This window comes from Actinotignum sp. UMB0459, from assembly GCF_051905915.1.
Lineage (GTDB): Bacteria > Actinomycetota > Actinomycetes > Actinomycetales > Actinomycetaceae > Actinotignum > Actinotignum sanguinis.
The window spans coordinates 1-14,069 of the sequence record NZ_JBQAIK010000006.1; the positions used below are offsets into that span (position 1 = coordinate 1).

At 62.8% G+C, this 14,069-nt stretch carries 12 protein-coding genes; 4 read left to right on the forward strand and 8 right to left on the reverse strand.

Translation table 11 applies throughout. The annotated features are described in order from the left end of the window. Window positions 1–1,410, forward strand: a 1,410-nt coding sequence (locus ACTFPK_RS01475) for an MFS transporter (RefSeq protein ID WP_439910931.1), incomplete at its 5' end; no start/stop codon positions are given. A 39-nt stretch (window positions 1,411–1,449) separates the two neighbouring features. On the opposite strand, the gene ACTFPK_RS01480 is transcribed toward ACTFPK_RS01475, so the two are convergent. After that, window positions 1,450–2,271 carry a hypothetical protein gene (locus tag ACTFPK_RS01480; RefSeq protein WP_439910932.1) on the reverse strand — a complete coding sequence of 274 codons (822 nt, stop codon included), beginning with the start codon at window positions 2,269–2,271 and terminating at the stop codon, window positions 1,450–1,452. Between the two features lie 296 nt (window positions 2,272–2,567). Between ACTFPK_RS01480 and ACTFPK_RS01485 the strand changes: the two genes are divergently transcribed. Next, window positions 2,568–3,941: a class II fumarate hydratase gene (locus tag ACTFPK_RS01485; protein ID WP_439910944.1), complete on the forward strand. Its 1,374-nt coding sequence runs from the start codon at window positions 2,568–2,570 to the stop codon at window positions 3,939–3,941. Window positions 3,942–4,029: 88 nt separating this feature from the next. On the opposite strand, the gene ACTFPK_RS01490 is transcribed toward ACTFPK_RS01485, so the two are convergent. The 6 genes from ACTFPK_RS01490 to ACTFPK_RS01515 all read right to left on the reverse strand — a co-directional run bounded on the left by ACTFPK_RS01490 (window position 4,030) and on the right by ACTFPK_RS01515 (window position 9,254). Continuing rightward, window positions 4,030–4,974, reverse strand: coding sequence for an SGNH/GDSL hydrolase family protein (locus ACTFPK_RS01490; RefSeq protein WP_439910933.1), 945 nt, complete (start codon window positions 4,972–4,974; stop codon window positions 4,030–4,032). Beyond that, a complete protein-coding gene (locus ACTFPK_RS01495) occupies window positions 4,975–5,541 on the reverse strand; it encodes a dihydrofolate reductase (protein WP_439910934.1) in 567 nt (188 codons plus the stop codon). Between the two features lie 9 nt (window positions 5,542–5,550). After that, complete coding sequence (locus ACTFPK_RS01500) at window positions 5,551–6,351, reverse strand: thymidylate synthase (protein ID WP_087069792.1); 801 nt, start codon at window positions 6,349–6,351, stop codon at window positions 5,551–5,553. Window positions 6,352–6,462: 111 nt separating this feature from the next. Next, a complete protein-coding gene (locus ACTFPK_RS01505; protein WP_439910935.1) occupies window positions 6,463–6,921 on the reverse strand; it encodes a DUF2505 domain-containing protein in 459 nt (152 codons plus the stop codon). A gap of 234 nt (window positions 6,922–7,155) precedes the next feature. After that, window positions 7,156–7,467, reverse strand: a complete 312-nt coding sequence (locus tag ACTFPK_RS01510) for a hypothetical protein (protein WP_016441659.1) — start codon at window positions 7,465–7,467, stop codon at window positions 7,156–7,158. 281 nt (window positions 7,468–7,748) lie between these two features. Then, a complete protein-coding gene (locus ACTFPK_RS01515; RefSeq protein WP_016441658.1) occupies window positions 7,749–9,254 on the reverse strand; it encodes an amino acid permease in 1,506 nt (501 codons plus the stop codon). A 150-nt stretch (window positions 9,255–9,404) separates the two neighbouring features. Here ACTFPK_RS01515 and ACTFPK_RS01520 point away from each other — a divergent pair, with 150 nt between their 5' ends. Further along, window positions 9,405–10,862 carry a sensor histidine kinase gene (locus ACTFPK_RS01520; protein WP_274735505.1) on the forward strand — a complete coding sequence of 486 codons (1,458 nt, stop codon included), beginning with the start codon at window positions 9,405–9,407 and terminating at the stop codon, window positions 10,860–10,862. 172 nt (window positions 10,863–11,034) lie between these two features. Here ACTFPK_RS01520 and ACTFPK_RS01525 read toward each other — a convergent pair whose 3' ends face one another. Next, window positions 11,035–11,295 (reverse strand): WhiB family transcriptional regulator, encoded by a 261-nt coding sequence (locus ACTFPK_RS01525; RefSeq protein WP_274735504.1) that lies wholly within the window; start codon window positions 11,293–11,295, stop codon window positions 11,035–11,037. 234 nt (window positions 11,296–11,529) lie between these two features. Between ACTFPK_RS01525 and ligA the strand changes: the two genes are divergently transcribed. Next, the gene (gene ligA, locus ACTFPK_RS01530; RefSeq protein WP_274735503.1) at window positions 11,530–14,058 is read left to right on the forward strand and encodes an NAD-dependent DNA ligase LigA; all 2,529 of its coding nucleotides are present in this window, start codon (window positions 11,530–11,532) and stop codon (window positions 14,056–14,058) included. Window positions 14,059–14,069: the final 11 nt, after the last annotated feature.

A 14,069-nucleotide genomic window follows, 5' to 3' on the forward strand; every position in this document is an offset into this window, starting at 1 on the left:
GTGGACGCGCGTGATCGATCTCAGGTTGATACCGCGGCTGCCGTGCGCACGCTGCCGCAACTCATCATTATTTTCATTACCTCAATTCTCACGATCCAGGGCTTCAACCTGGTTTTCCAAGACATCGGCGCGCAGCTCAACGCGGTTGAGTATGCCCCGCTTATTACCTCAATTCCCGGCATTGTGCTGGGTATTGTGTGCGTGATTTACGGTTCGCTTGGCGATTTCGTTTCCCTGCGCAAAATGATGATGGCGGGTATCGTGCTCATCGTTATCGGCTCGGTGTTGGGACTGGTGGCATCGCGGTCCTCCATCTGGGTGGTGATTATCGCCCGTGCGATTCAAACAGCGGGCACCCAGGTATCCGGGTCCGTCTACCTCGTGGTGACCACCAAGTATGTCCCCGGGGTGAAAAAGGTTCTGTATTTCGGTGTCTTCACCGCGGCCTATCAGTTCTCCACAGCCATTGGGGTGCTCGCGGCCGGATGGCTTATCACCATGTCCTGGGTGTGGCTCTTCGCGATCCCGCTCATTTCGGTGCTCTTCATCCCCACCCTGTGGCGGGGCCTCCCGGATGTTTCCGGAAAGGCCCAGCGGATTGATGTGCCCGGCTTCCTGCTGGCCGGCGTTACGGTCACGGCCCTGGTCATGTACTTCAACTCGATGAACTGGTTTTACCTGGGCGCCTTCGCGGTGCTCCTAGCCCTCTTTATCATCTACATTTCCAAGGCCAAGAACCCCTTCGTCACCCCGGAGTTCTTCCAGAACCGCCGCTACCTCATGGCGGTCTCCCTGGTGCTGCTCTTCTACTTCGGTAATTACGCCATGACGCCGCTCTTCAACCTCGCCGGTGGCATTTTCCACGGCAAGACAGCCCTGGAAATGGGCTTCGTGCTGCTCGCCGGCTACGTTGTTGCGACCGCCATGGGCGTGATGAGCGGCGCAATCGTGGCGAAAATTGGCTGCGGGATGGGAATTGTACTGGCGGGTGGAGCTGCCGCTATCGGCGCCTTCCTTGCCGCTTTCACGGTAGACGAGGGCCTGTGGGGCATTATTGTTTCGGCGGTGTTCCTCTTCGGTGGCCTGGGCTTGGCCTATGCGCCGGTGGTGGATACCGTCATGGGAACCGTGGATGTATCCGAATCGGGGCGTGCGGTGGGTATGAATGACCTGGCTATGAATATCTCACCCTCGATCGGGATCGCAATCCTCGGGTCAATGATGCCGGCGGCGGTTCGCCCGGAAGGGGTGGCCGAAGCGCAGTATCTCGCTGATTCCGCGCATAGCCTCACCCTGCTTTTCATCATCGTGGGCGCGACGTGCCTGGCTGGTTTGCTGGCCTTCTTCGCTTTCCGCCGCCAGCTTTTCCCAGCTGACGGGTGGGGGAAGGTTGCCAGTGAGGAGGCCTAGCCCGTTCGCATCGCACCGATAGGTGGTAAGTGCGTGTTTTTATAAAAGAATAATGAGCATCGCAATACCCAGCGCTGCCGCGAGTCCTCCCATTCCGAGGCTCAGGTAGCGCTGGGTTTGCGCGTGGGATCGCGCCTCGCGCAGCTCCGCCTGTGCTTCGGCCAGCTCATTGCCGGAGGTCTCCAGCTGGGCGCGGGTGGCGGCCAGCTGGGCCCGCGCTTCGCGCAGCTGCACTTCAAGAGTGCTGATCTGGCTGGTGTAACGTTCCTGATGCGCGGCGGAGGTACGTGCCGAATCTACGGTGAGGCGCGCTTCCCGAGCCCGACCCGCCGCCTCTAGGGCTGTGTAGCGCCGTCGTTCTTCTTCTAGCTGCTGCTCTAAACCGCGCACGCGCGCAACCAGGCGGGCCGCGCGCCGCATCGCGTCCTCGCTGCGGGCCTGCGCGGTCACGGCGCTTTGTTCCACGCCCGAGGCGTAGACCACGCCCGCCTCCACTTCTTTTTCACGACGGCGCAACTCCGCCACCAGGCCCTCCAGCTCGGTCACGCGGGTCTGGAGCGTGGCCGCCTCCGCGCGGGCAGCCTCGCGCTCGCCACGCAACTGCGAATTTTCCGCGCCCAACGCTTCTACTTCGCGGTGGAGCGCGGTGCATTCGCCTCGCTGCTTCGCGTGCTCCTCACGCAGCTTCTTGTGCTCACCACGCAATTTTTCGCACTCGGCGCGCAGCTGGTCACGCTCGTCCCGGAGTGTGGCTTTTCCAGTGGTGGGAGAAGGAGTGGAAGAGGGTGCGGGCGTGGAGGCACGTTTGCCGCGCGCGGGAGTATCAAGTGCCCGAGAACCGCGCCGTCGCTCCGTAGCCATGCCCCTCCTTTGTCCGCGCTTGACTCTACCTAATAAACATAGCGCGCGCAGATCCGCGCGGCCCGCCCGCGGCGGCCTTTCCTGCCTAAATACCGGGAGCGTGAGCGATGCCACTCTGGCCTCGTAGGGGCTGTGGTGGGCGCGGGGATGCCAATCCAGATGGCCCGGCCGTTTTCCGCTGGATAGGCACTACCCTTGGAATTATGACGAAGGATCAGCTCACCGGCGCGGACGGCACCGCCGCCGTCACTCAACCTGCAGCCGCAGCTCAGCTCACCCGCACGGAAACGGATTCGATGGGTCCGGTTGAGGTGCCCGCCGCGCACTATTGGGGCGCGCAGACCGCTCGCTCGCTCCAGCATTTCCCTATCGGCGGGCAGCGTTACACCTGGGGCGGCCCCCTTATTCACGCCTTTGGGTTGCTCAAAGGCGCGGCCGCCCGCTCGAATGCCGAACTCGGGGTGCTTGATCCGCAGCTCGCCACCCTTATTACTGCGGCCGCCAGCGAGGTGGCCGAGGGGGTGCTCGACGCGGAATTTCCGCTCAAGGTGTTCCAGACAGGTTCGGGCACCCAAACGAATATGAATGCCAATGAGGTGATTGCGGCGCGTGCGAATGAAATCGCCACCGGGCAGCGCGGTGGGAAAAGTCCGGTGCACCCCAATGACCATGTCAATAAGGGCCAGTCCTCGAATGATGTGTTCCCCACCGCGATGTATGTGGCGGTGGCTCGCCAGGCGCACCGCCACCTCATCCCGGCGGTGGAGAGCCTGGCGGTTACGTTCCGGGATCGCGCGAGCCGCTTCGCGGATGTGGTGATGGTGGGGCGTACCCATCTGCAGGATGCCACTCCGATCCGCTGGGATCAGGTGGTGGGTTCCTGGGCGGCGCAACTGGAGGGCGCGCTCGCGGGGGTGCGGGCAGCAGCGCGGGGTCTGTATCGGGTGGCGCTGGGCGGGACCGCGGTGGGCACCGGCCTGAATTCGCATCCGCGTTTTGCGGCGCGGGTCTGCGAGCTGCTCGAGGAGGCTACCGGTTTGCCGTTCCACCCGGCGGATGATCTGCCCGCGGCTCTGGCTGCTCACGATGACCTCGTGACGTTTTCGGCGAGCTTGCGCACACTCGCTGCCGCAGCCATGAAGATTGCGAACGATATCCGCTGGTATGCCTCGGGCCCGCGTACCGGCATCGGCGAGATCGCGATCCCCGATAACGAGCCGGGTTCTTCGATTATGCCGGGCAAGGTGAATCCGACCCAGGCGGAGGCTCTTACTCAGGTGTGCGTCGCGGTTTTCGGGTATGACGCCGCGGTGGCTTTCGCAGGCTCGCAGGGCAATTTCCAACTCAATGTGTACAAACCGGTCATGGTGTTTTCGGTGCTGGAGGCATTGCTCCTGCTCGGCGACGCCCTGCGCACTTTCGAACGTTTCTGCGCGGCCGGCATCACCCCGCGCGAGGCCGTCATTTCCGCGCACCTGGACCGGAATCTCATGTTGGTCACGGCACTTGCTCCTCATATTGGGTACGACGCCGCAGCCAAGCTGGCGCGCGCAGCTCAGGCCAGCGGGGCTTCACTACGGGAGGTCGCGCTTGCTTCGGGGCAGCTCAGCGCGGCGGATTTTGATACCTGGGTGAATCCGGCGGCTATGACTGAGCCGGAAGCTAGCTAGGTGCGCGGCGCCCGGAAGCTAGCTAGGTGGGCAGCTCCCGGAAGCCGCTACCGCAGGTCTACTCGGCTAGCAGTACTCGGGCGGGAAGCTACGGTGTTGCCGGAATGCTTTCGGGGGTAGCGGGGATGGCGAAACCGGCGCGGGCGAGGAGTTCGCGCAGGTAGGCGTGTATTTCGCGGTACCCGCGCGCGGTGGGATGCATCCACGCTTGAACATCTGAGGATGAGAAGGGGGAGACCAGCCACGCTTCTTCGTTATCACGGAATGCTTGGGCGCGCGGTTCGTGCCCGGCGAATAATGCGTGGGTGGAGGCGAAAAGGAAACGATCGGAGCCGGTTTCTTTCCGCATCTGTGCGGTGACACGTTCTTGCATGGCGTCCGCGGCATCCTGGAGCTGGGCGAGGGCCGTCCCGGCATCGTAGCTTTCCACCACCGGAGGGATGCGGTAGGAGTGTTCCGCGAAGAGCCGCGGGTAGCCGACCAGGATAGCGGTGGCCTGGCCGTGGGAGGCGGTATCGATGGCCCGCAGGAGCTCTAGGGTAGCTTCTTCGATAGCCGGGAGTGCCGCGGTTGCTGCGTTCATGGATTCTTCGCAGCTATTCGGGGTGCGGAGCACGAAGCAGGAGCTGATGATCTGGGCGAAGTTGGCGTTGTTGCCGCCGGCGGTGAGGAAAACGACCGAAGTATCCGGGGTGACGGCGTTGACTTGTTCGGCTATATCGGATGTTAGCGCCCCGGAGCACGAGGCGTTGGTGTAGCTGGCGCCGAGTTCACGGGCGAGTGGTGCGGAGTAGTTATCGGGGGAGCGCCGGCAGGTATCTTCTTCGTAAGTGCCGGCTCCGTTACCGGAGGAAAAGGAATCGCCCAGCTGCACGATGGCGGTGATGGGCCGCGGGGTGGGGGAGTGCGGCGCGCCCGCGTTGCCGGTGGGAGTGCAGGCCGCGCAGCTGAGCACCACGGCGGTAAGGGCAGCAGCGGCTCGCACGGTGCGTGCGCTGCCTAGCCCGCGGCGCACAGCGCCCGCACGCAGCATTTAGGCCACCTGCCAGGCCGCATCCGGGGTAGCGGGAAGCAGATCCTCCGGGAGGGAAACACCGGGGCGAGCCCAGACTTCGTACCGGTAACGCAGCCCGGCGCGCGAGGTGTGCCAACCTTCATGAGCGTTTCCCGGTGAGCAGAGCCGCAGCTCCCATTCCGGGGTGATTGCGGGCGCGAAAATATCAGCATCCACATCTGCATCGATAACGGTGCGGATAAGCACCTGTGAGCAGGCCCGAGTTTCGGCATAAATCCCGGCACCCCCGCATACCCAGGCGGCATCCGCCCCGGTAGCACGGGCCAGCGCGAAGGCCTCCTCAAGATTCGCGGCCAGCTGCGCACCGGGAACCTCAAAATCTTCCTGCGTGCTCACCACGATGGTGGGGGAGTGCGGCATGGGCCGCCGCCCCGCCGAAATCCAGGTTTTCCGCCCCATGATAACGGGCCGCCCGCGCACCGCCGCTCTGAAAAAGGCCGAATCTTCCGGGACGTTCCAGGGCAGCCGCAAACCCTTCGCGAGGGCATGATCACGGGCTTCCGCCCAGATTTGTGCGATGAGCATAGCTTCCTCCTAGACCGAGACCGCGCCGGTGAGCTTGGGGTGGTGTTGGTAGCCCTGGGTGGCCGAAATATCATCCATCTCATAGGAGAAGAGGGAATCTGCTTTGCGCAGCTCCAGGGTGGGGAAGGGGTAGGGTTCGCGCGAGATCTGTTCGCGCACCTGATCAAGATGGTTGAGGTAGATATGGCAGTCCCCACCCGTCCACACGAAATCACCAACATCCAGACCAACCTGCTGGGCGATCATATGGGTGAGCAGGGAATACGAGGCGATATTGAAAGGCACCCCGAGGAACATATCCGCGCTGCGCTGGTAGAGCTGGCAGGACAGCTTGCCATCCGCCACGTAGAACTGGAAGAAAGCATGGCAGGGCTGGAGCGCCATCTTATCCAGGTCCGCCACATTCCACGCGGAAACGATCATGCGCCGCGAATCCGGATTGCTGCGCAGGGTTTCCAAAAGCTGGGAAATCTGATCGATATGCCGGCCATCCGGCGCGGGCCAGCTACGCCACTGGTAGCCGTAGACCGGGCCGAGCTCTCCATGTTCATCAGCCCACTCATCCCAAATGGTGATGCCATTGCGCTGCAACCATTCAATATTGGTAGAGCCGCGCAAGAACCACAGGAGTTCCCCCTTGATGGGCTTCATGGCCACGAACTTGGTGGTGATACGCGGGAAACCATCAGCCAGGTGGTAGCGCAGCTGGCGCCCGAAGACAGAGAGGGTACCTGTGCCGGTGCGGTCCCCCTTGCGAGTTCCGTTGGCGAGGATATCGGCAAGCAGATCTTCATATTGGCGATTAATCATGAACCCATCCTACGTGGCTACTACGACAGAAAAATTGGCTGCGAAAAAGCTACCCGGCTAAGCCGCTTCGGCAAAACTTACTCGGGAAAGGCAGTATGCCGGGCGAGCGTCCTAACCCTGCGCGATGATCTCGCGGATAAGCGCGGCGTCGCGCTCCACCACTTTCGCGGCGTACTGGGCCACCTTCTCTTCGATTTTCTTGCCGACGAAAGGAATGGAGACCCGCACCTCACCGGTCACCGTGACCGTGGCCGGCCCGGGGCCGGAAACCTGAAAATCAGCGCTGGCGTGGACGGGAAGTTTGGCTTCCAGCTGCGCTGCGACGTCGTTCCCGGAACGGGTAAAGACGATGCTGGCAGCTAAACCGGAAGAAAGAAAACGCCGCGCCTGCGCGGGAAGCTGCTCAGCATCCACCTGCACCGTAAGGATCGCGCGTTCCGCGCCGGGCGTGAAAGAGGACGGTTTCGTGCGGAGCGCGGCGAGGCGACGGTCGGCGAGTTCTTCGGACATGAGGACAGCGGCGACGGCGCTCGCGGGGGCGTCGATCTCATAAGAATGTGAAAATTGCATGGCTATATTTTCCCGCATGAGTGTGACAGGAGGGAAGCACGGCCGCTTTTTTCAGCGCAGAGCCGGAGCGATGCTTGGGCGTAGCACACGTGGAATTTTTGTGTAACCAAATAATCGGGGTATCTACATCGATAAAATACGCGAGGTGTAGGTAAGGCTCGTGGAATTTGGTAACCGGAGGGCAATCTTGCCTCTGCCTAGAATCTTGGACATGTACGGCTCAAAGATAGCCTCCTACTCTTCCGTTTCCTCGACCTGAACGTAACGATTTGCGATCGGAATCCACGTCAGCATGACGATGAAAAGAACGATTGCTATTCCGAACACTGTCACCACTGGACTCCGATCTGCGCCCCAGCCAATGATCGGGTTGATGAGGATTCCAATGAGACTTCCCAGTGTGCTTGCAACGTTTAAAACCGTCGCACGGCGCTCGCTCGGAATTTCCTTGTTGGCAACTGCCCGAGTGATGGGTCCACGCGCAAACATGCTGACAATCACCAATGTGAAACCGCTGATCACACATATGGTGTGGGGAATGGTCATCAAGATGAATCCGACGACGCCGTATCCGAAAGCCAGGAGAAGACCTGCTCGCCGACCGACTCGCTCAACGATCACCCCGGAGAAATGATCGTAAACTGCCGCAGCTAATTGTGCGCCACCAACAATTGGGCGCCAAGGAACGATTACGCCACACCAAGGTGAGTGGTCTGGTAGCTGTTATCGGATCACCCAATATCTACATCCTTATTCGTGTATCAGCGTCTATGCCGTTTTCGGCCCGTTCTCGCTCTCGCTCTCGCACCAGCAACCGGTAGGCAATTTCAACGCAGCCAATCACCGCCGGGCGCGCCGCCCGCGGTTTGCCCACCGCCCGCGCCTTTCCGCTCCCGTGCCGCTTCCTCCCCGGCCAGGTCTCGCGGGGCGGGCAGACCGCGCATCCGGTCCAGGAAAACGTAGATAAGAAGAAGGATACCCAGGTAGGGCAGCCCGGCATACCAGGCTACCGGCATGAGCCAGAACAGCGCCACGAAAATCGCCAGGCAACCGGCCATGACCGCCAGGTTCGTTACCGGGGCGCCCCAGAGGCGAGCCGGAGGGAGCTCGAGTCCCAGTTGCTGGCGGCGTCGTCGAAAAGCAATATGGGTGGCCATTACTAAAGCCCAGGTGAGCAGGGTCCCCACCGTGGCGCAGCCGTACAAATACGAGAAGCCGGCCTGCGGGGACGTGAGCGCCAAAATACAGGCGACCACCATCCCCACCATCGCGAGCATGACCGCGCCGCGCGGGGTGCCTTTCGGGGTGGTGCGCGCCGCGAAAGCGGGGGCCATGCGGTCGGTGGCCAGCGCGTGAATCATCCGCGAGGAGGTGTAGAGGCACCCGTTCGCCGCGCTCAGCGCCGCCACCAGCAGCACCGCGTTCATAATATGCCCGGCCGCCGGAATTGCCGCGGCGTCCAGCGCGTGCACGAAAGGCGATTGCGAAATATCGTGGAGCGGCTCGGCGGTCACCGTCCACGGCTGCATCGCCACTACCACCGCAATCGCGCCCACGTAGAAGAGCAGCAGGCGCCAAATCATGGTGTGGGCCGCGCGCGGAATATCGTAACGGGGATTCCCGGACTCCGCGGCCGTGACGGATACCGTTTCGATACCGCCGAAAGAAAAAACGGCCATGCACGCGGCGATAAAGACCGAGCCGGCACCCAGCGGCATAAACCCGCCGTGCTCGGTGAGATTGACCAGTCCCACCGGCTCGCTCGCCGGCAGCCCCACAAAAATAATAATGAGGCCAAGAAGAATAAAGACCGAAATAGCCGCCACTTTAATCATGGAGAACCAGTATTCGGCCGTGCCGTAGAGCCGCACGGTGGCCATATTCAGCCCCACAATAAAGAGGGAACAGGCCACCGTCCCCACCGCGCTATTAAGCTGGGGCAGCCAATGCTGCAAATATTTCGCCCCCGCGGTCACCTCCGCGCCCACCGCCACGATATAGGTGACCGCCAGATTCCAGCGCGTCACAAAGGCCCCCAGATTCCCCAGGTATGCCCCCGCAATGGTGCCGTGCCCGCCGGGAACGGGATGCGCGCTGACCATCTCCGCCAGCGCCCACACCACCGAGAGCGCCAGCAACCCGGCCAGCGCGTAGGAAATAATCGTGGCCGGCCCCGCCAGCGAAATCGTGGCGCCCGCGCCGAGGAACAGCCCGGTTCCCAGCGCCCCGGACAGGGCAATCATGGCGATTTGCGGGGAGGTGAGACTGCGCGCCAGCGCGGTGTGGTGATCGGTGGCGCGAGCGCGAGACGAAGCATGGTGGCGTGCGGCCATGCGGGCTTCCCTTCGTGGATAGAACGACGACGCAGCGCGGCACCGCCCCACCCGGCCTCCACCGCCGGCGCAGCCCGGCCCTCGCACTGCCGTGAATATAACTAACGCGGAACTACTAGTGTACTCGCGTGAGCGACTACTCTTAGGGGTATGCCATCTCTCGGTCATATCTTGGAACGGTCCCAAACGCTCTCCGCTTCGCAACGCGAATGGTTGCATCAGCTGGTGGGGGACTGGCAGTTAATCTCCGATTTCTCCTTCGCTGATCTCGTGCTCGTCACCCCGCTCCAGGATGAACGCTTTATTATCGCGGCGGCCTGCCGCCCGGCCACCAATGCCACCGCGCTGGATAACGACGTGGTCAATATGACGTTCGATCCGGCCGATTCGGAGAAATTCCGGGAGATTATTGCCACCGGGCAGCGCGGCACCGTCTATATTCACGGCCTGCGTTACGAAGGTTATCCGGTGCGCCGGGCGGGGGAGGATCCTTTCGCGGTCCTCGCCCTGGTGTATTCCCAGCGCTCGCGCAAAGAAACGGTGCTGCGCCATTCTTCCTATGAGGAAATTGAAGAGCAGCTTCTCGATATGGTCACCCAGGGTCTGTTCCCGATGGAGGGTACCCCGAGCGGTTTCCGCCACGGTGCTCCGCGCGTCACGGACGGTTTCACCCATATCGATGCTGATGGTGCGGTGATTTTCAATAGCCCGAATGCGGTATCTAATCTGCATCGGCTTGGGATCCGGTCCACGTTTGAAGGCCAGCTGCTGGCCGAGCAAATCACCTCAAGTATTGACGCGGAAACCCGCCTGGATGATGCGCTGCCGGTGGTGCTGCTCGGGCGCGCCCCGTGGATGACGGAACTGGAATTACGCGGGGCGGTGCTTTCCCTGCGGGCGGTGCCGTTGTGGAAGGACGGCAAGCACGTGGGCGCCGTCGTGCTGTCGCGCGATATTAGCGAGCTGCGCCGGCGCGAATTGGAACTGGTCAGCAAAGACACCACGATCCGCGAAATTAACCATCGCGTGAAAAACAATCTGCAGACAGTTTCCGCGCTGTTGCGGATGCAGGCGCGCCGCGCGGACGACAAAAAAGTCATCGAGGTGCTTTCCGAGGCGCAGCGCCGCGTGGAAACCATCGCCCTCGTCCACCAGATCCTGTCGCAAACGGTCGATGAAATCGTGGACTTTTCCGAAGTCCTCACCCCGCTTATCACCATGGCTACCGATATCGCCTCCACGGATGTGCGCGTTTCCTCCGAGGTGCGCGGCGAATTCGGAATGGTGGACGCGAATACTGCCACCCGCCTGGCAGTTGTCCTCAACGAACTGGTCTCCAACGCGGTGGAGCACGGGCTGCCGCACGGCGGACATATTGTGGTGAGTGCGGAGCGCGCGGGCGATGTCCTCACGGTGCAGGTGAGCGACGACGGCGTGGGCGTGCCCACCACCGGCGTCAAGCAGGGCCTGGGTACTCGGATTGTGCGCACCATGGTGGAAGGCGAATTGCACGGCACCATTAAATGGGAGGCCCGCCCCGGCGGTGGTACCACCGTGACGCTCACTATTAACGTGACGGCCGGGCTGCCTCCCACGGATGAAAAATAGTTTCCGTTCCCAGCGTGCTGGAAGATTAAATACGACGACGGCGCTCTGCCGGCAGGGGTAATTTCGCCCCGGATTCCCGATAAACAATGGCGAGGTCTCGCGATCGTGATTCGCGGAACCTCGCCATGCGGGGCTTGTGATTCAGCCTAGCGGTACTCCGGGGCGGTTCGCCTTAGGAGGCAAGTTCGCGCACTCGCCGCGCGCGGGCGGTGCGGCGGCGCAGCCGGCGGCGTTCATCTTCAGAGGTGCCACCCCACACGCCGGAATCCTGGTTGTGTTCGAGCGCGTAGCTGAGGCAGTCTTCACGGACGGTACATTCCTGGCATACTCGCTTCGCCCGATCCGTCTGGGCCAGGGCCGAGGCCGAACTACCAATCGGGAAGAAAAGTTCCGGGTCTTCCGTCAGGCACGCGGCATGCGAACGCCAATCCATGAATCCTCCTTTTCCCCGCCACTCGCGGGGTATTCCCGCTCCTGCGGGATAGCTGCATGTGAGACCCATATATCTTGGCAAAGAGCAGCGCCGCGGTAAAGAGTCCACCGGTGTGATATTTCAAGGCCCGCGCTTTTCGAAGTTCTCTCTTGTTATTCCAGGCTTAAACGACTATGGGCGGCCCGCCGTGCGCTGCGGGTTTGAGCTAAACCCGCCGTGAGGGACAATAGGGGCATGAGCATTGATGAGGCCCGGCGCCGCTGGAATGAGATTGCCCCCACGCTGACTCGCGCGCAGATCGCCTACCATTCCGGGGCGGACCCGCTCATGACGGATGATCACTACGACCGCCTCATTCACGAGCTGCGTGATCTGGAAGCGCGCTACCCGGAGCTCGCGGTGGCAGATTCCCCCAGCCGCGCCGTCGGAGCGCCGGTGGGGGACGCAGCGGTGCCCGCGGCGCAGCCTTTCGCCCCGGTCACGCACCGTGAACGCCTGTACTCCCTGCAAGACGTTTTTTCTCTCGAGGATCTCCGTGCCTGGTACGCCGCGCTCCCGGGAGAATCCGGGGCCGCTAGCGCCGCTCCGCAAATACCCAGTGCCGCTCTTGAAACGCCCAGCGCCGGCACCGCGGTCACCGCGGAAGCGAAAATCGACGGTCTCGCCATCAACTTGCGCTATGACAATGGCGCGCTGACGGTAGCCGCCACGCGTGGGGACGGCGTGACCGGGGAAGATGTCACCCGCAATATCGCCACCATCCCCGCCATTCCGCAGCGCCTGCACGGTAACGCTATCCCGGAGGTCATGGAAGTGCGCGGGGAAGTTTTCTTCCCGCTCGCTGACTTCGCCCGGTTCAACGCCGACCAGCGTGAGCGCCGCGCAGCGGCCGAACGCGAGCGGGACGCTGCGCAACAGGCCGGGGATACCGCAGCGGTGCGCGAAGCCAATCGCATTATCCGCTCCTGCCGCGAATTCGCGAACCCGCGTAACGCCGCGGCCGGCTCGCTGCGGCAAAAAGACCCGGCCGTCACCGCCTCCCGTCCGCTCTCCTTCATCGCCCACGGCATCGGCGCCCTCGCGGGGGTGCCGGACTCCCTGGCGGAAGCGCTGTCCACCCAGGCCGGCGTATACGAAGCTTTCGCAGGCTGGGGCCTTCCCATTTCTCCCTATACGAAACTTGTCTCTACCTGGGAAGATATCGAGGCATTCGTAGCGGATCTGGTCGCCCACCGCCACGACCTCCTCCACGGTATCGACGGCGCCGTCCTCAAAGTCAATGACCGGGCGCGCCAGGCCGAGCTCGGCTACACCTCCCGCGTCCCACGCTGGGCCATCGCCTATAAATACCCGCCCGAAGAAGTAGAAACCACCCTTCTGGATATCCAGGTCAATGTGGGACGCACCGGGCGCGCCACTCCCTACGCCATTATGGAGCCGGTCCTGGTGGACGGCTCGGTTGTCACTCAGGCCACCCTCCACAACCGCGAAGAAGTAGCCCGCAAAGGCGTACGCATTGGCGACGTCGTTATCGTGCGCAAGGCCGGGGATGTCATCCCCGAAGTGGTCGGCCCGGTCCTCATGGAACGTGACGGCACCGAACGCGAATGGGTAATGCCCCGCGCTTGCCCTTCCTGCGGAGCCACCCTCGCTCCCGCCCAGGAAGGCGATGTGGATATGCGCTGCCCCAATGCGCAATCCTGCCCCGCCCAGCTGGCCGAACGCGTGGTCCATATCGGTTCACGCGGAGCGTTGGACGTGGAGGCCCTCGGGGAAGAAACCGCGCTGTGGCTCACCAACCCCGATGCCCGGCGCCGCGAAGCCCTTATCGCGCTCGCCAGCGGCCACCGCCTCGAGATAGAAGGTGCGGACGGGCGTAAGAAAACCCTGCGCCTCACGCGCGAGGTGGCACGCGAACTCGGAATTGTGGACGACGACGGCGCCATCCTCGACTCGGAGGTGATTATCCCGCCTGAAACAGCCCGCAGCCTGGGCGTTCCCGCAGCCCAAGAACCGATACTTCACAGCGAAGCCGGACTCTTCGCGGTGCAAGCCACGGATGTGGCCGATACCTGGGTATGGAAAGAAATCCGCAGCGCCGGCCAACCCACCGGCGACTACCGTTACGTGCGCGCCGCCTGGACCAAACCCACCTGGGGCACCAGCGCCGGCCAGCGCGTCATCACCAAGGAGAGCGAACCGGGCAAAGCCCTCCTCACCATGCTCACCGAACTGGAGAAAGCCCGCGGGAAAGAACTGTGGCGCAAACTCGTGGCCCTCTCGATCCGCCACGTCGGTCCCACCGCGGCCCGCGCGCTCGCGGCCGCTTTCCCGGAGCTGGCGCTACTGCGCGCGGCTTCCGTGGAGGAGCTTTCCGCGGTGGATGGCGTAGGGGATATTATTGCCCGCTCCTTTAAAGAATGGTTCGAGGTGCCCTGGCACCTGGAGATTATTGAGCAATGGGAAGCTGCCGGGGTAGTTTTCGCTGATGACACCGCGGCTGCCGAGCAGATTCCCCAAACCCTGGCGGGAATGACGATTGTGGCCACCGGCTCCCTGGAAGGCTATACCCGAGATTCGGTCAAAGAGGCAATCCTCGCGCACGGCGGGAAGGCCGCCGGCTCGGTCTCGAAGAAAACTACCGCGGTGGTGGTGGGGGAGAATGCCGGATCGAAGGCTGCCAAGGCTGAAGAACTGGGTATTCCGCGGTTGAGCGAAGCGGAATTCACCGAGCTGCTGCGCACCGGCCAGCTGCCCGAATAGTTTCCCGCCGC